Origin of the sequence: Paenibacillus sp. VT-400 (assembly GCF_001029205.1) — a bacterium.
Taxonomy (GTDB): domain Bacteria; phylum Bacillota; class Bacilli; order Paenibacillales; family Paenibacillaceae; genus Paenibacillus; species Paenibacillus amylolyticus.
The window spans coordinates 13,600-35,455 of record NZ_LELF01000048.1; the positions used below are offsets into that span (position 1 = coordinate 13,600).

At 45.3% G+C, this 21,856-nt stretch carries 32 protein-coding genes; all 32 read right to left on the reverse strand.

Going from position 1 to position 21,856, the window contains the following annotated elements:
* The gene (infA, locus tag EL84_RS06075; RefSeq protein ID WP_017692098.1) at positions 1–216 is read right to left on the reverse strand and encodes a translation initiation factor IF-1; all 216 of its coding nucleotides are present in this window, start codon (positions 214–216) and stop codon (positions 1–3) included.
* A gap of 3 nt (positions 217–219) precedes the next feature.
* Positions 220–528, reverse strand: coding sequence for a KOW domain-containing RNA-binding protein (locus EL84_RS06080; RefSeq protein WP_036607194.1), 309 nt, complete (start codon positions 526–528; stop codon positions 220–222).
* 10 nt (positions 529–538) lie between these two features.
* A complete protein-coding gene (map, locus tag EL84_RS06085; protein WP_036607191.1) occupies positions 539–1,291 on the reverse strand; it encodes a type I methionyl aminopeptidase in 753 nt (250 codons plus the stop codon).
* A 3-nt stretch (positions 1,292–1,294) separates the two neighbouring features.
* Entirely contained in the window at positions 1,295–1,939 is a 645-nt protein-coding gene (locus EL84_RS06090) for an adenylate kinase (protein ID WP_036607188.1), read from the reverse strand.
* A 90-nt stretch (positions 1,940–2,029) separates the two neighbouring features.
* Positions 2,030–3,328 (reverse strand): preprotein translocase subunit SecY, encoded by a 1,299-nt coding sequence (gene secY / locus EL84_RS06095; RefSeq protein WP_047841120.1) that lies wholly within the window; start codon positions 3,326–3,328, stop codon positions 2,030–2,032.
* Positions 3,328–3,768: a 50S ribosomal protein L15 gene (rplO, locus tag EL84_RS06100; protein WP_017692093.1), complete on the reverse strand. Its 441-nt coding sequence runs from the start codon at positions 3,766–3,768 to the stop codon at positions 3,328–3,330. Before rplO ends, secY begins: the two co-directional genes overlap by 1 nt.
* A 43-nt stretch (positions 3,769–3,811) precedes the next feature.
* On the reverse strand, positions 3,812–3,997 hold the full coding sequence (gene rpmD, locus EL84_RS06105; RefSeq protein WP_017692092.1) for a 50S ribosomal protein L30: 186 nt from the start codon (positions 3,995–3,997) through the stop codon (positions 3,812–3,814).
* Between the two features lie 13 nt (positions 3,998–4,010).
* The gene (gene rpsE, locus EL84_RS06110; RefSeq protein ID WP_017692091.1) at positions 4,011–4,508 is read right to left on the reverse strand and encodes a 30S ribosomal protein S5; all 498 of its coding nucleotides are present in this window, start codon (positions 4,506–4,508) and stop codon (positions 4,011–4,013) included.
* 27 nt (positions 4,509–4,535) lie between these two features.
* Positions 4,536–4,904: a 50S ribosomal protein L18 gene (rplR, locus tag EL84_RS06115; RefSeq protein WP_017692090.1), complete on the reverse strand. Its 369-nt coding sequence runs from the start codon at positions 4,902–4,904 to the stop codon at positions 4,536–4,538.
* A 117-nt stretch (positions 4,905–5,021) separates the two neighbouring features.
* Positions 5,022–5,564, reverse strand: coding sequence for a 50S ribosomal protein L6 (gene rplF, locus EL84_RS06120; protein ID WP_017692089.1), 543 nt, complete (start codon positions 5,562–5,564; stop codon positions 5,022–5,024).
* A gap of 30 nt (positions 5,565–5,594) precedes the next feature.
* Positions 5,595–5,993: a 30S ribosomal protein S8 gene (rpsH, locus tag EL84_RS06125; protein WP_017692088.1), complete on the reverse strand. Its 399-nt coding sequence runs from the start codon at positions 5,991–5,993 to the stop codon at positions 5,595–5,597.
* 32 nt (positions 5,994–6,025) lie between these two features.
* Positions 6,026–6,211, reverse strand: coding sequence for a type Z 30S ribosomal protein S14 (locus EL84_RS06130; protein WP_013312154.1), 186 nt, complete (start codon positions 6,209–6,211; stop codon positions 6,026–6,028).
* 73 nt (positions 6,212–6,284) lie between these two features.
* Positions 6,285–6,827, reverse strand: coding sequence for a 50S ribosomal protein L5 (gene rplE, locus EL84_RS06135; RefSeq protein WP_047841121.1), 543 nt, complete (start codon positions 6,825–6,827; stop codon positions 6,285–6,287).
* A 32-nt stretch (positions 6,828–6,859) separates the two neighbouring features.
* Positions 6,860–7,213: a 50S ribosomal protein L24 gene (rplX, locus tag EL84_RS06140; RefSeq protein ID WP_017692086.1), complete on the reverse strand. Its 354-nt coding sequence runs from the start codon at positions 7,211–7,213 to the stop codon at positions 6,860–6,862.
* Positions 7,214–7,252: 39 nt separating this feature from the next.
* Positions 7,253–7,621 (reverse strand): 50S ribosomal protein L14, encoded by a 369-nt coding sequence (gene rplN / locus EL84_RS06145; protein WP_017692085.1) that lies wholly within the window; start codon positions 7,619–7,621, stop codon positions 7,253–7,255.
* Between the two features lie 35 nt (positions 7,622–7,656).
* Entirely contained in the window at positions 7,657–7,923 is a 267-nt protein-coding gene (gene rpsQ, locus EL84_RS06150; protein ID WP_017692084.1) for a 30S ribosomal protein S17, read from the reverse strand.
* Between the two features lie 48 nt (positions 7,924–7,971).
* Complete coding sequence (gene rpmC, locus EL84_RS06155; RefSeq protein ID WP_017692083.1) at positions 7,972–8,169, reverse strand: 50S ribosomal protein L29; 198 nt, start codon at positions 8,167–8,169, stop codon at positions 7,972–7,974.
* Positions 8,159–8,593, reverse strand: a complete 435-nt coding sequence (rplP, locus tag EL84_RS06160; RefSeq protein ID WP_017692082.1) for a 50S ribosomal protein L16 — start codon at positions 8,591–8,593, stop codon at positions 8,159–8,161. The genes rpmC and rplP overlap by 11 nt, the downstream gene beginning before the upstream one ends.
* Positions 8,594–8,595: 2 nt before the next feature.
* On the reverse strand, positions 8,596–9,261 hold the full coding sequence (gene rpsC / locus EL84_RS06165) for a 30S ribosomal protein S3 (protein ID WP_036607182.1): 666 nt from the start codon (positions 9,259–9,261) through the stop codon (positions 8,596–8,598).
* Positions 9,262–9,276: 15 nt separating this feature from the next.
* Positions 9,277–9,609, reverse strand: a complete 333-nt coding sequence (gene rplV / locus EL84_RS06170; protein WP_017692080.1) for a 50S ribosomal protein L22 — start codon at positions 9,607–9,609, stop codon at positions 9,277–9,279.
* Between the two features lie 35 nt (positions 9,610–9,644).
* Positions 9,645–9,923, reverse strand: coding sequence for a 30S ribosomal protein S19 (gene rpsS / locus EL84_RS06175; RefSeq protein WP_017692079.1), 279 nt, complete (start codon positions 9,921–9,923; stop codon positions 9,645–9,647).
* A 71-nt stretch (positions 9,924–9,994) separates the two neighbouring features.
* On the reverse strand, positions 9,995–10,825 hold the full coding sequence (gene rplB / locus EL84_RS06180) for a 50S ribosomal protein L2 (protein WP_017692078.1): 831 nt from the start codon (positions 10,823–10,825) through the stop codon (positions 9,995–9,997).
* Between the two features lie 30 nt (positions 10,826–10,855).
* Entirely contained in the window at positions 10,856–11,146 is a 291-nt protein-coding gene (rplW, locus tag EL84_RS06185) for a 50S ribosomal protein L23 (protein ID WP_017692077.1), read from the reverse strand.
* Complete coding sequence (gene rplD, locus EL84_RS06190) at positions 11,146–11,769, reverse strand: 50S ribosomal protein L4 (protein WP_017692076.1); 624 nt, start codon at positions 11,767–11,769, stop codon at positions 11,146–11,148. The genes rplW and rplD overlap by 1 nt, the downstream gene beginning before the upstream one ends.
* Before the next feature lie 25 nt (positions 11,770–11,794).
* Complete coding sequence (gene rplC, locus EL84_RS06195) at positions 11,795–12,418, reverse strand: 50S ribosomal protein L3 (RefSeq protein WP_017692075.1); 624 nt, start codon at positions 12,416–12,418, stop codon at positions 11,795–11,797.
* Between the two features lie 46 nt (positions 12,419–12,464).
* Positions 12,465–12,773 carry a 30S ribosomal protein S10 gene (rpsJ, locus tag EL84_RS06200; RefSeq protein WP_017692074.1) on the reverse strand — a complete coding sequence of 103 codons (309 nt, stop codon included), beginning with the start codon at positions 12,771–12,773 and terminating at the stop codon, positions 12,465–12,467.
* A 436-nt stretch (positions 12,774–13,209) separates the two neighbouring features.
* On the reverse strand, positions 13,210–14,400 hold the full coding sequence (gene tuf / locus EL84_RS06205; RefSeq protein ID WP_017692073.1) for an elongation factor Tu: 1,191 nt from the start codon (positions 14,398–14,400) through the stop codon (positions 13,210–13,212).
* Between the two features lie 95 nt (positions 14,401–14,495).
* Entirely contained in the window at positions 14,496–16,574 is a 2,079-nt protein-coding gene (fusA, locus tag EL84_RS06210; protein ID WP_047841122.1) for an elongation factor G, read from the reverse strand.
* 49 nt (positions 16,575–16,623) lie between these two features.
* Complete coding sequence (gene rpsG / locus EL84_RS06215; RefSeq protein ID WP_017692071.1) at positions 16,624–17,094, reverse strand: 30S ribosomal protein S7; 471 nt, start codon at positions 17,092–17,094, stop codon at positions 16,624–16,626.
* Positions 17,095–17,181: 87 nt separating this feature from the next.
* Positions 17,182–17,604 (reverse strand): 30S ribosomal protein S12, encoded by a 423-nt coding sequence (rpsL, locus tag EL84_RS06220; RefSeq protein WP_017692070.1) that lies wholly within the window; start codon positions 17,602–17,604, stop codon positions 17,182–17,184.
* 153 nt (positions 17,605–17,757) lie between these two features.
* A complete protein-coding gene (locus EL84_RS06225) occupies positions 17,758–18,006 on the reverse strand; it encodes a ribosomal L7Ae/L30e/S12e/Gadd45 family protein (protein ID WP_047841123.1) in 249 nt (82 codons plus the stop codon).
* A gap of 205 nt (positions 18,007–18,211) precedes the next feature.
* Complete coding sequence (rpoC, locus tag EL84_RS06230) at positions 18,212–21,826, reverse strand: DNA-directed RNA polymerase subunit beta' (protein WP_047841124.1); 3,615 nt, start codon at positions 21,824–21,826, stop codon at positions 18,212–18,214.
* Positions 21,827–21,856 lie beyond the last annotated feature (30 nt).

Below are 21,856 nucleotides of genomic sequence, written 5' to 3' on the forward strand. Positions count from 1 at the left end.
CTATTTACGGTAAGTTATGCGACCTTTTGTTAAATCATAAGGCGACAACTGAACAACTACTTTGTCTCCAGTCAGGATACGGATAAAGTGCATCCGCAGTTTTCCGGAAACGTGAGCGAGAATTTGATGACCGTTCTCAAGCTCAACCTTGAATGTTGCATTCGGTAGCGGTTCGAGAACCGTACCTTCCACTTCAATGACATCTTCCTTAGCCATTAGTCAGTCTCCTTTCTCTTCAGCTTGAATGTTGGTGGATTCCAGAAATGAATGAACCGCGTAACGGAGCTTTCCATTTGTCACCCGACCACTCTCGTTTAAACTGTTCACAACCTCGCTGCTAATCATGGGCTGGAGTTCAAGATGAAGAAGATTCTTCTTCTTTGGTTGATCAAACTTACGTTTGTCTCCATCCGCAATATATACGAACTTACCGTCCGCTATAGCAACAATTACTGCGGCTTGGTCCGCATTGCGGCCTTTACGGATCTTCACAAGTTGACCGAGCTGCGGATTAGACTGACTGTTCATGCCTCATCACCTACGCATTCAGTTTTGTGAAAATTTCCATACCATCTGGTGTAACTGCTACGGTGTGTTCAAAGTGGGCACATAACTTACCATCAACCGTGACGACAGTCCAGTTATCTTCCAACGTTTTCACATACCGTCTACCTACGTTAACCATCGGCTCTATGGCCAGCACCATGCCCGCTTTAAGCCGTGGTCCCCGATCGGGAAGACCATAGTTCGGAATCTGTGGTTCTTCGTGCAGATCTGCGCCTATGCCGTGACCGACATATTCACGAACTACGGAGAACCCTTCATCTTCAATATATTTCTGAATTGCATGAGATATTGTAAACAAGCGAACGTCCGGTTTTACCAGCGCCAGACCTGCGTATAACGAAGCCTCGGTAACGTCCAGAAGACGACGGGCTTCTTCGGAAATACGGCCGACCGGATAAGTCCAGGCGGAATCTCCATGATACCCCTGGTACTGCGCGCCAATGTCAAACGTAACGATATCGCCCTCGTTCAACTTGCGTTTGCCGGGAAATCCATGTACCAACTCTTCATTGACTGAAGCGCACACACTGGCAGGGAAACCGTTATAACCTTTGAAAGACGGCACAGCTCCTTGACTGCGGATATATTGATCAGCCATATGGTCAAGTTCTCCAGTCGTAATACCGGGAGCGATATGCTCTGCCAAGAGACGATGCGTTTCCGCAACAATTCTCCCTGCTTCCCTCATCAAGCCCAGTTCCGTTTCGGACTTACCAATGATCATCAATTAACCTCTCAGTAAGGACACGATTTCTTGAGAAACTTGATCGATATCCTGTTCTCCGTTCATTTGACGAAGAAGACCTTTAGTCTCATAGAACGTGAGGAGTGGTGCTGTTTTGTTGATATACTCGTCCAGTCGTGTACCTACACTCTCTTCATTATCATCAGAGCGTTGATACAACTCACCAGCGCATTTATCACAAATACCTTCCTGCTTAGGCGGATTGAATACCACATGATAAGTGGAACCACAGTTTTTACAAATTCGACGACCCGTCAAACGAGCGAGCAATTTGTTGCGATCCACTTTCAGGTTGATTACATGATCGAGACCTGAGTTCAATCGATCCAGAATGCCATCGAGCGCTTCTGCTTGGGAAAGGGTTCTTGGAAATCCGTCCAAGAGGAAACCTTCTCTGCAGTCAGGCTGCTGCAAACGTTCTTCAACGATGCCAATGGTTACATCATCTGGTACAAGCAATCCTTGATCCATATATTCCTTGGCTTTCATGCCAATGGGAGTTCCCTGTTTGATCGCGAGACGAAATGCATCGCCTGTTGAAATATGGGGAATACCGAACTCTTTCACGATGACGTCTGCTTGCGTTCCTTTTCCTGCCCCCGGAGGGCCCATGAATAGGATGTTCACGTTATGTCACTCCCTCCAAGACTACCCTACATCAACAAACAGCACAATAGGTGCCGGCAAGTAAATCTTCACTCGACCGGTACCTATTGCCTATTTATTGATAAAACCTTTGTAGTGGCGTTTGATCAATTGGCTTTCGATTTGCTTCATCGTATCCAGCGCAACACCGATAACGATCAGGAGGGATGTTCCTCCAATTTGCGCAGATTGAGGCAAACCAGAAAGTGCCCCTAAGAATACAGGCAGAACGGAAATGACTGCCAAGAAGATGGCTCCGGCCATTGTCAAACGAGTCATGACACGGGTCAGATATTTCTCGGTTGCTTTACCCGGGCGAATGCCTGGGATGTAACCGCCGTTCTTTTTCATATTGTCAGCCATCTGCTGTGGATTCATCTGTACGAAAGTATAGAAGAATGTGAAACCGAAGATCATCACGACATACAGCAACATACCAAGAGGTTTGTGTGTAGTCAGATTCTGTCCGATCCACTGTGCCCAGAGGCGATCTGCCCAGAAGTTGGCGATGATCGTTGGGAACATCAACAGCGATGAAGCAAAGATGACAGGGATAACACCTGCTGCATTAATTTTCAGCGGGATATGTGTATTCTGTCCACCGTACATTTTGTTACCTACGACACGTTTAGCGTACTGTACCGGAATCTTCCGAATCGCCTGCTGAATGTAAATGACTCCTATGATGATCAACACAATAACAATTGCGATGATAACACCTTTAAGAATATTCATAAACAGTTGGTCAGGTTGAATGAAGTCAGATTCGATCGTTTGTTTGATAATGTTAGGCACCGTAGATAGGATACCCGCAAAGATCAAGATCGAAATCCCATTTCCTATGCCCTTCTCGGTGATCTGCTCACCAAGCCACATCAGGAATGAAGTACCGGCCGTAAGTACAATCGCGATCAAGATATAATCTGCAAATGTAGCGTTAGGCACCATCTCTGTATTGTACAAGCGGTTGAATCCGATCGACGTACCAAACGCTTGAATCAATGCCAGCCCGATGGTTAAATAACGGGTCAACTGTGCAGATTTCTTCTTACCTTGTTCACCTTGCTTTGCCCATTCCGCTAATTTAGGAATAACGTCCATGGAAAGCAACTGTACTATGATAGACGCAGTGATGTAAGGCACGATCCCGAGCGCAAATATCGAGAACTGGAAGAGCGCTCCACCCGAGAACGTATTGAGAAGTCCAAAAACTTCTTTACCCGCAGAATTTGTCGCTTCGAACACATCTTTGTTAACTCCCGGCACGGGGACAAAGGAGCCGATGCGGTAAATGATCAGTACAAAAAGGGTAAATAATACCCTTTTGCGCAGATCTTCAACCCGCCAGATATTCTTTAGGGTCTTGAACATTAAATCACCTCAGTTGTACCGCCGGCAGCTTCAATTTTCTCAATAGCAGATTGAGAAAACTTGTTAGCTTTAACAGTCAGCTTCACAGTGACATCACCGTTACCCAGGATTTTGATTCCGGATTTAGCGTTTTTAACTACGCCATTCGTCATCAAGAATTCTGGAGTTACTTCAGTACCCGCAGCAAAACTGTTCAGGTCTTCAGTATTCACAACTGCATATTCTTTGCGAGTTGGGTTTACAAAACCACGTTTTGGCAAGCGACGATACAATGGATTTTGTCCACCTTCGAAGCCTGGACGAACTCCACCGCCAGAACGAGAATTTTGTCCTTTGTGACCGCGACCTGATGTTTTACCTGTACCACTACTTGGACCGCGACCAAGACGTTTACGTTCTTTGCGGGATCCAGGAGATGGTGAAAGCTCATGTAACTTCATCGTTCGTTGCACCTCCTTAAAGATTTGTGGGATTAACCCGTTATTAAGCTTCTACTTCTTTAACAGCAACCAAGTGGCTTACTTTGTTAATCATACCACGGATGGCAGGATTATCGTTTTGTACCACTTTGCTATTGATTTTGCGCAAACCCAATGTTTTCACAGTTGTTCTTTGCGTCTCCGGACGTCCGATCAAGCTGCGGACGAGGGTAATTTCTAATTTAGCCATGAGAATTCCCTCCTTAACCCAGAAGCTCTTCGACGGATTTTCCGCGCAGTTTAGCCACGTCTTCAGCACGCTTCAAACGGGACAAACCTTCCAAAGTCGCATTGACCATGTTCATGGAATTCGAAGAACCCAGAGATTTTGTCAAAATGTCACCTACACCAGCAAGTTCGAGAACCGCACGTACAGGACCACCAGCGATAACACCAGTACCTTCAGATGCTGGTTTCAACAGCACGCGTCCTGCGCCGAACTTACCTGTTACCAAGTGAGGAATCGATGTTCCTACGAGTGGAACGTGTACAAGGTTTTTCTTAGCGTCTTCAATACCTTTGCGAATTGCATCAGGTACTTCGCCCGCTTTACCGATACCAGCTCCAACCCAGCCGTTGCCGTCGCCGACTACAACCAGTGCGCTAAAGCTGAAACGGCGTCCGCCTTTTACTACTTTAGCTACGCGATTAATATTTACAACTCTTTCAGTCAGTTCCAAAGTATTCGGATCTACACGCAAGTCGTTAACCTCCTTTTGAAAAATATCTTAAAACTCAAGTCCTGCTTCACGAGCCGCTTCAGCCAATGCTGCGATACGACCATGGTACAGATAACCGCTACGGTCAAATACGATGTTGGAAACACCTTTGTCTTTAGCACGTTTAGCAACGAGTTCGCCAACTTTACGAGCTGATTCAACAGATGCACCATTTTTGATGTCAGTGCTCAATTCTTTGTCTACGGTAGACGCGGAAGCGATTGTTACACCAGCAACATCATCGATGATTTGAGCATACATATGTTTACCAGAACGGAATACGTTCAAACGCGGACGTGCTGCCGTTCCTTGGATTTTCTTACGAACACGAAGGTGTCTTTTCAGACGAGCCTTATTTTTATCTGGTTTCGTAATCATCTCAAAGATTCACTCCTTTCAGGTTACCTCGCTGGCTTCAAAGCAGAAGCCACGGGGTATATTAGAAACACACGAAGCAAGCAAGCCGAAAGCCGCGCAAAGGCGGTAAGAGAAATCTTATTTCTTCTTACCGGCTTTACCTTCCTTACGGATGATACGCTCGCCTTCATATTTAATACCTTTACCTTTGTACGGCTCAGGTTCACGTACGGAACGGATTTTAGCAGCGTAAGCACCTACACGCTCTTTGTCGATTCCGCGAACGATGATTTTTGTATTCGAAGGTACTTCGAATTCGATTCCCGCTTCCGGTGTAATTTCAACCGGGTGAGAGTAACCAACGTTCAGAACGATTTTATCTCCGGATTTGCTTGCACGATATCCGACCCCAACCAATTCCAGAGATTTCGCGAATCCTTCAGTAACGCCGCTCACCATATTGTTTACAACGCTACGCGTTGTGCCGTGCAAAGAACGGTGAGTTTTGTTATCGGAAGGACGCACAACTGTGATTTCGTTATTTTCAACTGTAACCTTCATGTCTTTATGAAGCTCACGAGTCAAAGTTCCTTTAGGTCCTTTTACCGTAATAACGGTGTTGTCCAGGGTGATGTCTACACCACTTGGTACTGTGATTGGTTTGCGACCAATACGAGACATATGTTGCACCTCCTATCTTGTGACGTTATATTACCAAACGTAGCAAACGACTTCTCCGCCGGATTTCGATTGACGAGCTTCTTTGTCCGTCATGATACCTTTAGATGTCGAGATGATCGCGATTCCCAGGCCACCAAGTACACGAGGTACTTCGTTGCTTTTCGTGTAAACACGAAGACCAGGTTTACTGATTCTTTTCAGACCAGTGATAACGCGCTCGTTATTTTGACCGTATTTCAGGAAAACACGGATAATCCCTTGTTTGTTATCATCGATAACTTCAGCGTCACGGATGAAACCTTCACGCTTCAGGATATCGGCGATTTGTTTTTTCATTGTCGAAGCAGGCATTTCTACCGTTTCGTGACGAACAGTGTTCGCGTTACGAATACGAGTAAGCATATCTGCAATTGGATCAGACATAGTCATTGTGAGTTAACCTCCTTCCCGTTCAGGACTTTTTACCAGCTTGCTTTTTTCACGCCAGGGATCTGGCCTTTATAAGCTAATTCACGGAAACAAATTCTGCAAATTTTGAACTTTTGCAGGACCGAATGTGGACGTCCGCAACGCTCACAGCGTGTATATGCACGTACTTTAAACTTAGGTGTACGTTGTTGTTTAACTTTCATCGAAGTTTTTGCCACTTAGCCTGACACCTCCTAAATAATTTCGGAGAAAAGGGAGTCTTTCCAGACACCCGGAAACGTTATGCCAACATTACTTAACGAAAGGCATTCCCATTTGCGTGAGCAATTCGCGGGACTCTTCGTCTGTTTTCGCCGTTGTTACGATGACAATATCCATACCGCGGACTTTATCAACTTTATCATACTCGATCTCTGGGAAGATCAGTTGCTCTTTCAGACCCAGTGTGTAGTTACCACGTCCATCGAAAGCTTTACTCGATACACCGCGGAAGTCGCGGACACGAGGAAGCGTTACGTTGAGCAATTTATCTAGGAAGTAGTACATACGCTCACCGCGTAATGTTACTTTCACACCGATAGGCATATTCTCACGCAGTTTGAAACCTGCGATAGATTTTTTAGCACGAGTGATTACAGGTTTTTGACCTGCGATCAGTTGCAAATCGTTTACTGCAGAATCCAACACTTTAGAGTTTTGGACAGCGTCGCCCACACCCATGTTGATAACGATTTTCTCGATTTTCGGCACTTGCATTACCGTTGTATAGTTAAACTTCTGCATCAAAGCAGGAGCGATTTCTTGCAGGTAACGTTCTTTCATTCTTGATGCCATGAATCATAGCCCTCCTTTCTCATTCGGTTCAATTAGTCGATAATTTCTCCGGAACGTTTAGCAACGCGCACTTTCTTACCGTTATCCAAAACTTTGTAACCTACACGGGTTACTTTTCCGCTCTTCGGATCGATGTGCATTACGTTGGAAACGTGAATCGGAGCTTCCTTCTCGATAATGCCGCCTTGCGGATTTTGCTGGTTAGGCTTCTGGTGTTTTTTCACCATGTTAACACCTTCCACAAGGACGCGGTTCTCACGAGGATAAGCAGCGATGACACGGCCTTTTTTACCTTTGTCTTTACCGCTGATCACCATAACCGTATCTTCCTTTTTAACGTGAAGTTTGTTGTTATGGGATTCCAGAACTTTTTTCACTCTTGGCATTTCGTACACCTCCTGTTTCTAACATCACGAGATTAAGCTTTAGATAACTTCTGGAGCCAAGGAAACGATTTTCATGAAGTCTTTATCGCGAAGTTCGCGAGCAACTGGTCCGAAAATACGTGTTCCACGTGGGCTTCTGTCGTCTTTTACAACAACCGCTGCATTTTCATCAAAACCGATGTAGGAACCGTCTTTACGACGTACAGAACGTTTCGTACGAACGACAACCGCTCTAACTACATCACCTTTTTTGACAACGCCGCCTGGTGTTGCTTGTTTAACAGAACAAACGATCAGATCACCGATTTGAGCTGTACGACGTCCCGTACCGCCGAGTACGCGGATACACATCAGTTCCTTCGCACCGGAGTTGTCGGCCACAGTCAAACGTGTAAATGGTTGAATCATTTAGTATTCCTCCTTTCAGCAATGCTGCTGATGCATTAGATGATAACCGCTTTTTCTACGATCTCAGTAAGTCTCCAGCGTTTATCTTTCGAAAGCGGACGAGTCTCCATGATTTTCACCGTGTCACCGATTTTCGCAGTGTTTTCTTCGTCATGCGCTTTGAATTTTTTAGTAACCTTAATGCGTTTATGGTACAAGTTGTGTTTTTTGTAAGTTTCTACAGCAACAACAATCGTTTTGTCCATTTTATCGCTGACCACTTTACCAGTTTGCACTTTACGTGCGTTACGTTCTTCGCTCATTGTTGGCCTCCTTCCTGATTACGGACGGATTGTCCATCCTATCCCTAATTAACCGATTCCCAATTCTCTCTCACGGATAATGGTTTTAGCACGAGCTATTTCTTTCCGCACATCACGGATGCGAGTCGGGTTATCCAGCTGACCGGTAGCTAATTGAAAGCGGAGGTTAAAGAGTTCTTCTTTAAATCCGGCAATCTTTTGCTCGATTTCAGCAGAGGTTAGGTTGCGAAATTCACTAGCTTTCATTTGCTTCACCACCCAATTCTTCACGTTTCACGAACTTCGTTTTGATTGGCAGTTTGTGAGCGGCAAGACGCATTGCTTCGCGTGCAATTTCCTCCGGTACACCAGCAAGTTCAAACATGATCTTACCTGGTTTCACTACTGCAACCCATTTTTCTACGTTACCTTTACCGCTACCCATCCGAACCTCGAGAGGCTTTTGAGTGATTGGTTTGTCTGGGAAAATTTTGATCCAAACTTTACCACCACGTTTGATGTAACGAGTCATCGCAATACGAGCCGCTTCGATCTGACGGTTCGTAATCCAAGCCGGTTCCGTAGCTTGCAGACCGTATTCGCCAAAGTTCAGAGTCGTTCCGCCTTTAGCTTGGCCTTTCATATGTCCACGTTGTTGCTTACGGTGTTTTACGCGTTTTGGTACCAACATGATTAGTTGCCTCCTTCCTTAGCAGCTTGTTTCTTAGCCGTAGGAAGAACCTCTCCACGATAGATCCATACTTTTACGCCGATAAGTCCGTAAGTAGTATGAGCCTCTGCTGTACCATAGTCAATGTCAGCACGCAGTGTGTGCAGTGGAACAGTTCCTTCGCTGTAGCCTTCAGAACGTGCGATCTCAGCACCGCCAAGACGTCCGCCTACTTGAGTTTTGATACCTTTAGCACCGGAGCGCATAGTTCTTTGAATTGCTTGTTTCAGAGCACGACGGAAAGAAACACGACGTTCCAATTGTTGTGCAATGCTTTCAGCTACAAGAACAGCGTCCAAGTCTTGGTTCTTAATTTCAGAAATGTTGATGTGTACTTTTTTACCGCCAGCAATTTTCGTAATTTGGTTACGAAGATTTTCAACTTCCGAACCACCCTTACCAATAACCATACCTGGTTTAGCAGTGTGAATCGTTACGTTTACGCGGTTAGCCGCTCTCTCAATTTCTACACGAGATAAAGCGGAGTCTTTCAATTTATTTTTCAGGAATTCACGAATTCTCACGTCTTCCATCAAAAGATCACCGAAGTCTTTGCCTGCATACCACTTAGATTCCCAGTCACGGATAATTCCGACACGGAGTCCGACTGGATTTACCTTTTGGCCCACACATTTCCCCTCCTTCTACTTCTCAGATACCACCAAAGTAATGTGGCTAGTACGTTTGTTAATACGACTTGCACGTCCCATTGCACGAGGGCGGAAACGTTTCATTGTCGGTCCTTGGTTCACGTAAGCTTGCGAGATAACCAAGTTGTTAACATCCAAAGAATAGTTATGTTCCGCATTCGCAATAGCGGAGTTAAGCAACTTCTCAACGATTGGAGAAGCAGATTTCGGAGTGTGACGGAGAATGGCAACCGCCTCACCTACTTGCTTGCCACGAATCAAGTCAACAACGAGTTGAGCTTTACGAGGAGCAATCCGGATAAACTTAGCATGTGCTTTTGCTTCCATTGTGTAACCTCCTTTCAAACATTAAAGATACTCATTTATCTTCTTGTTTTCTTATCATCAGCAGTATGGCCTTTGTACGTACGGGTTGGAGCGAACTCACCCAGTTTGTGTCCGACCATGTCCTCAGTTACATACACTGGCACGTGTTTACGACCATCGTAAACGCCAAATGTGTGTCCGATGAATTGCGGGAAAATTGTAGAACGACGGGACCAGGTTTTGATCACATTCTTCTTACCTGAAGCTTCCATCTCTTCTACCTTTTTAAGCATGTAGCCATCAATGAATGGCCCTTTTTTCAAACTGCGACCCATGTGGAGATCCTCCCTTCAAACATAGCTATTATGCATCCGCAGATGCCTCACGAAGTTATGCACAGTGTGTATTACTTCGTGCGGCGGCGAATGATGTATTTATCAGAAGCTTTATTTTTCTTACGCGTTTTGTAACCAAGTGTAGGTTTACCCCATGGTGACATTGGCGATTTACGTCCGATTGGAGCACGACCTTCACCACCACCGTGTGGGTGATCGTTAGGGTTCATTACTACACCACGAACCTCAGGACGTTTACCCAACCAACGGCTACGACCGGCTTTACCGATTTTGATGAGCTCGTGGTCTTGGTTACCTACAGATCCGATTGTCGCGCGGCAAACTTTCAAAATACGACGAACTTCTCCGGAAGAGAGACGAACGGAAACGTATTTTTCTTCTTTACCAAGCAATTGAGCTTCTGTACCAGCAGCACGAACCAATTGTCCGCCTTTACCTGGTTTCAACTCGATGTTGTGGATAACGGTACCTACTGGAATGTTTTCGAGTGGCAGTGCGTTACCGATTTTGATGTCTGATTCAGGTCCGGAGAATACTTGATCTCCAACTTTCAAACCTTTAGGAGCGATGATATAACGCTTTTCACCATCAGCATAGTGAATCAGAGCGATGTTGGATGTACGGTTCGGGTCATACTCAATCGTAGCAACGCGGCCCGGTATTCCATCTTTAGTACGTTTGAAGTCAATGATACGGTATTTACGTTTGTGTCCACCACCATGGTGACGAACTGTAATTTTACCTTGGTTGTTGCGGCCTGCTTGTTTGCTCAACGGGGCCAACAACGATTTCTCCGGCTGATTTGTGGTGATTTCCTCAAATGTAGAAACGGACATGTTCCGTCTTGCCGGGGATGTTGGTTTATACTTTTTGATTGGCACTGGGTTTCCCTCCTTACTTCAAAAATTCAATTATACAGTTTCAAAGAACTCAAGCGTTTTGCTGTCTTTTGTCAACGTTACAAACGCTTTTTTCCATTCGCTAGTATATCCGGAATAACGTCCGTACCGTTTCGGCTTAGCTGGAACACGAAGCGTGTTCACGTTTTTCACTTTTACATTGAAAATAGCTTCTACTGCCTTTTTGATCTCGGTTTTGTTTGCACGGATATCGACTTCAAATACATATTTCAAGTCGTTCATCATGTCAGCAGTACGTTCCGTAATAATCGGACGTTTTACAATATCACGAGGATCCTTCATTACGCGAGCACCTCCTCTACCTTCTGAACTGCTTCTTTCGTAATGATCAATTTGTCGTGCGAAAGCACGTCAAGAACATTAATACCGTCAGCAGCTACGAATTTCACGCCTGGAATATTCCGTGCGGAAAGAGCTACATTATCATCATAGCTAGGAGCTACGATCAAAGCTTTACGTCCCACTTTGAGGTTACTCAAGATGGCTGCAAATTCTTTAGTTTTAGGCGTGCTCAACGTGAGAGCGTCCAAAACGATAATGTCATTGTCAAGCACTTTGGATGAAAGGGCTGATTTGATCGCCAAGCGGCGAACTTTCTTAGGCAGTTTATACGCATAGCTCCGTGGTGTTGGACCAAATACGATACCGCCGCCTTTCCATTGCGGTGAACGAATTGAACCTTGACGAGCGCGACCTGTACCTTTTTGTTTCCAAGGCTTACGTCCACCGCCACGAACTTCAGAACGTCCTTTTACTTTGTGGGTACCTTGACGAAGGGAAGCGCGTTGCATAAGAACTGCATCGTACAGAACGTGTTGGTTCGGCTCAATTCCGAAAACCGCATCGTTCAATTCAACTTCGCCTACTTGGCTACCATCTACATTGTAAACTGATACTTTTGGCATTTTGTGTTCCTCCTTTCTTCAGTGGTTATTTTTTCACCGTTTCTTTAACTCTGATGAGACTGTTTTTCGGTCCAGGAATGGAACCTTTCACGAGCAACACGTTACGCTCAGCGTCTACTTTAACTACTTCAAGACGTTGAATTGTAATAGTGTCATGTCCCATGTGTCCTGGCAGGCGTTTGCCTTTAGGAACGCGGTTAGCTTGGATCGAACCCATTGAACCAGGGCCACGGTGGTAACGCGAACCGTGTGACATAGGTCCAGTGCTTTGTCCCCAACGTTTGATAACGCCGGCAAAACCTTTACCTTTAGAAATACCCGTTACGTCAACGAATTCGCCTTCAGCGAAAATGTCAGCTTTCAGTTCTTGGCCAACTTCATATTCTGCGATGTTGATACCGCGAACTTCACGAACGTAGCGCTTAGGGGCAGTGTTCGCTTTTTTAGCGTGACCTGCTTCTGGCTTGTTAGCATTTTTCTCTTTCTTATCGGAGTAACCGATTTGAATTGCTTCGTAGCCATCGTTCTCAATGTCTTTCTTTTGCAAAACAACACAAGGGCCTGCTTCGATAACCGTTACTGGAACGACGTTACCTTCAGGAGTAAATACTTGAGTCATTCCGAGTTTTTTTCCTAAGATTGCTTTCATGTTGACACCTCTTTTCCTTTATACATGGTCTTTGTTGTAGCTTGTATTACAATTTAATTTCGATATCTACACCGGACGGCAGATCCAAGCGCATCAAGGCATCCACAGTTTGTGGAGTCGGGTTAACGATGTCGATCAAACGTTTATGTGTACGTTGTTCGAATTGTTCCCGAGAATCCTTGTACTTGTGCACCGCACGAAGAATAGTAATGATTTGTTTTTCAGTAGGAAGCGGAATCGGACCGGATACACCAGCACCCGAACGTTTTGCTGTTTCAACAATTTTCTCCGCGGATTGATCAAGAATTCTGTGGTCGTAAGCTTTCAAACGAATACGAATTTTTTGCTTTGCCATTTTAGTCCCTCCTTCTATCGCCCAATTTTTTATCGGACATACTCCGTGAAAATTTTCTAGCCACTCTCCCATGGCAAAGGGGCCGGGTGTGCCAGTAACCTCTCACATCATCGCAACGTCACAGAACAACATTCATTATTATATAGAAAAGATAGGCGTATTGCAAGCATATTTAAGAAAAACATTTAAACTTATCTTTTCTGATGAAATGACTTCGTTTATTGCAGTGTTAATCTTCAATATCCAGGCTGCCTTGCCAATCCTTCTAAACTCGTAAATGATGTTCATTTCGTATGACGCAGGTTCCGAACTTTGAACATAATAAAAGAGTTCTCTATCCGATGTCGGATAAAGAACTCTTCCGAAGCTTCGTTACAATACAATGTTACTCGTTCCAGTACACTGTTACATATGCTTTATTCAGCGTTAAGCTGAATTATTTTTGGATAGATGCTACGGAACCGGCACCTACTGTACGTCCGCCTTCACGAATGGAGAATTTAGTTCCTTCTTCAATCGCGATTGGGGAGATCAAGGAAACAGTAACAGTGATGTTATCACCAGGCATTACCATTTCAGTACCTTCAGGCAAGTTGATGATGCCTGTTACGTCAGTTGTACGGAAGTAGAACTGTGGACGGTAACCAGTGAAGAATGGTTTGTGACGTCCGCCCTCTTCTTTAGTCAGAACGTAGATTTGAGCTGTGAATTCTGTGTGTGGCTTAACAGAACCTGGTTTTGCAAGTACTTGACCACGCTCGATTTGAGTACGGTCAACACCACGCAACAATGCACCGATGTTGTCACCCGCTTGAGCGGAATCCAACAATTTACGGAACATCTCAACGCCTGTTACAACAGATTTCTTAGTTTCTTCAGTGATACCAACGATTTCGATCTCTTCGCCGACTTTAACAGTACCACGCTCTACACGGCCAGTAGCAACAGTACCACGACCAGTGATGGAGAATACGTCCTCGACAGGCATCAAGAAAGGTTTGTCAGTTTGACGCTCAGGCAGTGGGATGTAAGTGTCGATCTCTTTGAACATCTCAACGATTTTTTGAGCCCATTCGCCATCTGGGTTTGCCAGAGCTTCACGAGCGGATCCACGAGTGATTGGAGTATCGTCACCTGGGAACTCATATTCGTTAAGAAGGTCGCGAACTTCCATCTCAACCAATTCCAACAACTCTTCGTCTTCAACCATGTCACATTTGTTCAAGAATACAACAATGTAAGGTACGCCTACTTGACGGGAGAGCAAGATGTGCTCACGAGTTTGTGGCATTGGGCCGTCTGCTGCGGATACTACCAAGATAGCTCCATCCATTTGAGCCGCGCCAGTGATCATGTTTTTAACATAGTCGGCGTGACCTGGGCAGTCAACGTGAGCGTAGTGACGAGTGTCAGTTTCGTACTCAACGTGTGATGTGGAGATTGTGATACCGCGTTCGCGCTCTTCTGGAGCTTTGTCGATTTGGTCGAATGCAATTGCAGCACCACCGTAAGTTTTGGACAATACAGTTGTGATTGCAGCAGTCAGAGTTGTTTTACCGTGATCGACGTGACCAATAGTACCGATGTTAACGTGGGGTTTATTACGTTCGTATTTAGCCTTTGCCATTTGAACGTGGCCTCCTTAAAATTATAATTTTATGTTTTCACTGAATGAAGTGCTCCGAATTGAATTCTTATGCACTTGCATCCAGTGTGAGAAAACTACTCGGTGCCTTTTGTTTTGGCAACGATTTCTTCAGCGATGCTCTTAGGAACTTCTTCATAGTGAGAGAGTTCCATGGAGAATACGCCGCGTCCTTGAGTACCGGAACGAAGAGTTGTAGAGTAACCAAACATTTCAGACAAAGGTACCTTAGCACGGATGATTTGAGCTCCACTACGGGAATCCATACCTTCGATGCGGCCACGACGGGAGTTCAACATACCCATTACGTCACCCATGTACTCTTCTGGAACAGTTACTTCTACTTTCATGATAGGCTCAAGCAGAACTGGTTTACACTTGTCTTTAGCCGCTTTAAGCGCCATAGATCCGGCAATTTTAAATGCCATCTCATTGGAATCGACATCATGGTAAGATCCGTCTACGATTGTAGCCTTAACGTCAACAAGCGGGAAGCCTGCAATAACGCCGTTTTTCATTTGCTCTTCAATCCCTGACAGTGCAGGTTGAATGTATTCTCTTGGTACGGAACCACCGACAACCTTACTTTCGAACTGGCTGCCTGTACCCGGCTCGAGAGGTTCGAATTCAACCCATACGTGACCGTATTGACCACGACCACCGGATTGACGTACGAATTTACCTTCAACGCGCGCTGGAGCACGGAATGTTTCACGGTAAGCTACTTGTGGTTTACCCACAGTAGTTTCAACCTTGAACTCACGACGCATACGGTCGATGATGATATCAAGGTGAAGCTCACCCATACCTGCCAAGATCGTTTGGCCTGTTTCTTCGTCAGTATGGGCACGAAGAGTTGGATCCTCTTCAGTCAACTTACCGAGAGCAACACCCAGTTTATCTTGGTCAGCTTTGGTTTTAGGTTCAACAGCGATTTCGATAACCGGATCAGGGAAGTTCATTGACTCCAGGATAACCGGATTTTTCTCATCACATAGTGTATCACCTGTACCTGTATCTTTCAAACCTACGGCAGCTGCAATATCACCGGAGTAAACTACAGTGATTTCTTGACGGCTGTTCGCATGCATTTGAAGGATACGACCGATACGCTCACGTTTGTTTTTAGTGGCATTCAATACATATGATCCGGATTGAAGAACACCAGAGTATACGCGGAAGAATGTCAATTTACCAACGTAAGGGTCAGTCATAATTTTGAATGCCAATGCGGAGAATGGCTCTTCATCGGATGACTTACGAATTGCTTCAGTTCCATCTTCAAGATGTCCCGTGATCGATGCAACATCTGTTGGAGCTGGCAAGTAGTCGACAACAGCATCCAACATCAGTTGAACACCTTTGTTACGATATGAGGATCCACAGATAACTGGGAAGATCTTAACATCTACAACACCTTTACGGAGTACGGTTTTGATCTCATCAATTGTGATCTCTTCGCCTTCCAGGTATTTCATTGTCAATTCTTCATCCAGTTCAGCAACGCGCTCAATCAACTCGTTGCGAAGTTCTTCAACTTGATCTGCAAATTCTGCAGGAATGTCGGTTTCTTCGATATCTTGCCCAAGGTCATCTTTGTACATATGAGCTCTTTGTGCAACGATATCAATGATACCTTTGAAATCATTTTCAGCGCCGATTGGAAGTTGAATCGCAACAGCGTTCGCTTGAAGGCGATCACGCATGTCAGATACAACGTTCAGGAAGTCAGCACCGATGATATCCATTTTGTTTACATATGCGATACGAGGTACGCCGTACTTGTCAGCCTGTCTCCATACGGTTTCGGACTGAGGCTCAACGCCTTCTTTCGCACTGAATACACCAACTGCTCCGTCCAATACACGAAGGGAACGTTCAACTTCAACAGTGAAGTCAACGTGTCCCGGGGTATCAATAATATTAACGCGGTGGCCTTTCCAAGCAGCGGTAGTTGCAGCGGAAGTAATCGTAATTCCGCGCTCCTGTTCCTGTTCCATCCAGTCCATTGTCGCAGCGCCTTCGTGTACTTCACCGATTTTGTGCGTACGTCCTGTGTAAAACAGGATCCGCTCAGTTGTCGTGGTTTTACCCGCATCAATATGAGCCATGATCCCGATATTACGTGTATTTTTTAAGGAGAACTCTCTAGCCATGAAATGGGTCTCCCTTCAAAATTGAAGTTTTTTTATTGTGAACTGAATCCTACCAACGGTAGTGAGCAAACGCTTTGTTCGCTTCAGCCATTTTGTGCGTATCTTCACGTTTTTTAACGGAAGCGCCTGTGTTGTTGGAAGCGTCGATGATCTCAGCCGCCAAACGCTCTTCCATTGTTTTCTCACCGCGGTTGCGGGAGTAGTTCACGAGCCAACGTAATCCCAGAGCAGTACGTCTCTCTGGTTTCACCTCGATTGGTACTTGGTAGTTGGCACCGCCGACACGGCGAGCTTTAACTTCCAGGACTGGCATGATGTTCTTGATTGCTGCTTCAAATACTTCCATAGGGTCATTACCCGTACGTTCTTGAATCAACTTGAACGCATTATACAGAATGCTTTGAGCAACACCGCGTTTTCCGCCGATCATGATGCGGTTGATTAAACGAGTAACCAACTTGCTGTTGTATAACGGATCAGGCAACACGTCTCTTTTCGTAACTGGACCTTTGCGTGGCATGGATATCCCCCTTTCTTTCTTGTTCAGCAGACCCTGTACCTTCCAGACCTAAGCCAGAAGGCTTTCAGGTTCTCTGCTTATAATGGTTTAGGCTTTTTTAGCTTTTGGACGTTTTGCACCGTATTTCGAACGAGCTTGCATACGGTTGTTTACGCCTGCAGTATCGAGAGCTCCACGAACGATGTGATAACGAACTCCTGCAAGGTCTTTAACTTTACCTCCGCGGATCAATACCACACTGTGCTCTTGAAGGTTATGTCCGATTCCCGGGATATAAGCAGTAACCTCGAGACGGTTCGTCAAACGAACACGGGCATACTTACGAAGTGCAGAGTTTGGTTTACGTGGAGTCATTGTACCTACACGAGTGCAGACACCACGTTTTTGTGGGGCACTGATGTTAGTAGATTCACGTTTCAAAGCGTTGAATCCTTTTTGCAAAGCTGGAGATTTTGACTTCTCAACTTTTGCTTGACGTCCTTTACGAACCAGTTGATTAATAGTTGGCATGTGATTGCCACCCCCTTCCTCAAATATTCATGTTTCTTTATAAACCTCTTTTCGCTAAGTCCACAGACCCAGGCGGTTCATAAAAAGACAAATGAAAAGTTTTTGCCTTGGAGAATCCTTAAAAGTTCTCGGACAAAAACGTTCCTTACACTATCATTTTACGACAGCAGCCATAGCTGCTCCCACTCCAATCCCGCAAGCTTTGCCGAGATTTTTCATTGTATCCACTTTCGTGTACTTCACATTGTGTTGTTCACACAAAGCAATGATTTTGGAAGTGAGCTGCGGATCACTATCTTCTGCGACATAGACTTCAGAAGCCATACCTGTCTGCACCATCCGCATGGTCTGTTTGGTACCTATTTTGACATGAGCATCTTGCAAGGCTTTTTCATTAGACATTGTGTATTCCTCCGAATAGAACCATGTACAATCAGCTGCCCACGCACCTTTGATATATTAGCATCTAGCGCAAGCATTGTCAATGCTAATCCTAAAACATTTTTTAAAAGTTTACGTACATCAGGATTCGTCCGCCTGCATTATACAAGCGTCCGCCTCCTGACGCACAAAACTTTCATTCCCCTCTAAATGAGGAGGAATCTATTTAATCAACCGAAACTGGCTCAAGTTCTTCTACTGAAGATTGGCCATCTTCTGGCTCAGCAAATTTGATGCTGCGGTAACGGTGCATACCTGTACCAGCAGGGATCAATTTACCGATGATTACATTTTCCTTCAGACCGAGCAACTGATCGACTTTACCTTTGATCGCTGCATCTGTCAGTACACGTGTAGTTTCTTGGAACGAAGCCGCCGAGAGGAAGGAGTCTGTTTCCAGGGATGCTTTCGTAATACCGAGCAGGATTGGTTTAGCAACCGCTGGCTCTTTATCACTAAGAATCGCAATTTTGTTAGCTCTTTCGTACTCATGCATATCTACGAACGATCCCGGCAACAGCGTTGTATCTCCTGCATCTACGATGCGGATTTTACGCAGCATTTGACGGATCATAACTTCAACGTGCTTATCGTTAATTTCTACGCCTTGGTTACGATATACGCGTTGTACTTCTTGCAGAATGTAGTTTTGTACACCACGTATGCCTTTAATCCGTAACATCTCTTTTGGATCAATGGAACCGTCTGTCAACTCGTCACCCGCTTCAACTTCCGCGCCTTCGCTTACGCGCACACGGGAACCGTAGGTAACAGAGTAAACTTTGGATTCCGCCTCACCTTGAATTTCGATTTCACGACGATCTTTCGCTTCGCGAATCTCTTTAACTATACCATCAATCTCACTGATTGTTGCTTGACCCTTAGGATTACGAGCTTCAAACAACTCCTGGATACGCGGCAAACCTTGCGTAATATCGTCTCCGGCTACACCACCGGTGTGGAATGTACGCATTGTAAGCTGTGTTCCCGGCTCACCAATGGATTGTGCTGCAATAATACCAACTGCTTCACCAATCTCCACGTGTTTACCAGTCGCGAGGTTGCGACCATAACACTTCTTGCAGACACCATGACTTGCACGGCAGCTGAGGACGGAGCGGATTTGCAATTTAGTAATACCTGCTTTGATGATCGCTTCTGCTTTATCGGAGTCAATCAATTCATTGCGACCTACAATGATTTCTTTCGTTTCCGGATGACGAAGTGTCTCGAAGCAGTATCTGCCTTCAATACGGTCGTAGAGATCTTCGATAACCTCTTTACCATCCTGGATACGACTTACCGTAAAGCCTTTATCTGTACCACAATCATCATCACGTACGATTACGTCTTGGGCTACGTCTACGAGACGACGAGTCAGGTAACCTGAATCGGCTGTACGCAAGGCTGTATCCGCCAAACCTTTACGCGCTCCGTGAGTGGAGATAAAGTACTCGAGTACCGTCAGACCTTCACGGAAGTTCGATTTGATTGGGAGTTCGATAATTCGACCGGATGGGTTGGCCATCAGACCACGCATACCGCCCAATTGGGTGATTTGCGATTTGTTACCCCGTGCTTTGGAGTCTACCATCATCATGATCGAGTTGTAACGATCCATGGACTTCATCAGAATCTCAGTGATATCATCTTTGGATTTTGACCAGATATCAATGATACGGTCATAGCGCTCTTCATTCGTAATCAGACCACGACGGTACTGATTTGTAACGATTTGTGCTTTTTCCTCAGATTGTCTAAGAATTTCAAACTTCTCAGGCGGAACGATAACATCAGATACCGCAACCGTAATACCGGCACGTGTAGAGTATGTGAATCCAAGTTGTTTGATTTTATCCAAAATAACGGCTGTTTCCGTTGTGTGATAAATTTCAAAACAACGTGCAATGATGGAGCCGAGGTATTCTTTACCGACACCGCCAGCCAGAGGAGCATTCATAATAGCTTCTCTGAGATCAGCACCTTTTTCATATACAAATGAGTGATCTGCTGTACCTTGGTACAGGTTAGCACGAGTCGCATCATTGATATACGGGAAGCTTGCCGGGAAAATTTCATTGAAGATAATTTTACCGATAGTTGTCAGCAACATTCCTTCTTGCTGTTCTTCCGTGAAGCTTGTTTTACCAAGCGCCTTAACCGGAATAGCTACACGCGCATGCAGACCAGCAGTACCACGTTGGTATGCCGATACAGCTTCGTTAACTGTACGCAAGATCATACCTGTGCCCTTTTCTTCCTTGTTGTCCATAGTGAGGTAGTAAGAACCAAGCACCATATCCTGGGAAGGAGTAACAACTGGTTTACCGTCTTTCGGGTTCAAAATGTTACCCGATGCAAGCATCAGGATACGTGCTTCCGCTTGAGCCTCAGCGGACAACGGAACGTGCACAGCCATTTGGTCACCGTCAAAGTCGGCATTGTATGCCGTACATACGAGCGGGTGAAGACGAATTGCTTTACCTTCAACGAGAATCGGTTCAAATGCTTGAATACCGAGTCTGTGAAGCGTAGGGGCACGGTTCAACAGAACCGGATGCTCCTTGATTACTTCTTCAAGAACATCCCATACTTCAGGACTTACACGCTCAACTTTACGTTTCGCGCTCTTGATGTTGTGGGCAAGCCCTTTATTTACAAGCTCTTTCATAACAAAAGGCTTGAACAATTCAAGTGCCATATCTTTTGGCAGACCACACTGATACATTTTCAGGTAAGGTCCAACAACGATAACGGAACGACCAGAATAGTCAACCCGTTTACCGAGCAAGTTTTGACGGAAACGTCCTTGTTTACCTTTCAGCATGTGGCTGAGAGATTTCAATGGACGGTTACCAGGACCCGTTACCGGGCGTCCACGACGACCATTATCGATCAATGCGTCAACAGCTTCCTGCAACATCCGTTTTTCATTTTGCACGATAATATCTGGCGCGCCCAGATCAAGCAGGCGTTTCAGACGGTTGTTCCGGTTGATTACACGGCGGTACAAGTCATTCAGGTCAGACGTTGCAAAACGTCCACCATCCAACTGTACCATTGGACGAAGTTCCGGCGGGATAACAGGAAGTACATCCATGATCATCCACTCTGGCTTGTTGCCGGAGTTGCGGAATGCTTCGATAACTTCCAGACGTTTGATTGCACGATTACGACGTTGTCCTTGCGCAGTCCGGAGCTCTTCTTTCAGGAACTCGAGCTCTTTGTCTATGTCAAGGTCTTGAAGCAATTTTTTAACCGCTTCTGCGCCCATGCCAGCATGGAAACCATAGCCGTATTTTTCACGGTAGCTGCGGTATTCTTTCTCGGACAACAGCTGTTTTTTCTCCAGTGGAGTTTCTCCTGGATCAGTTACAACATATGATGCAAAATAAATAATCTCTTCAAGAGATCTTGGAGACATATCCAGAGCAAGACCCATACGGCTCGGAATACCTTTGAAGTACCAGATATGCGATACCGGAGCAGCGAGCTCAATATGGCCCATCCGTTCGCGGCGTACTTTCGCACGTGTTACTTCAACGCCACAACGATCACAGACAACGCCTTTATAACGGACGCGTTTGTATTTACCGCAATGACATTCCCAGTCTTTTGTAGGGCCAAAAATCTTTTCGCAGAATAGCCCTTCTTTTTCCGGTTTCAACGTACGATAGTTGATCGTTTCCGGTTTTTTCACTTCTCCGCGGGACCAAGAACGAATTTTCTCTGGGGAAGCAAGCCCGATCTTCATGTATTCGAAATTGTTGACGTCCAACAAGGAGCAACCCTCCTTAACCAATTCCTGTAA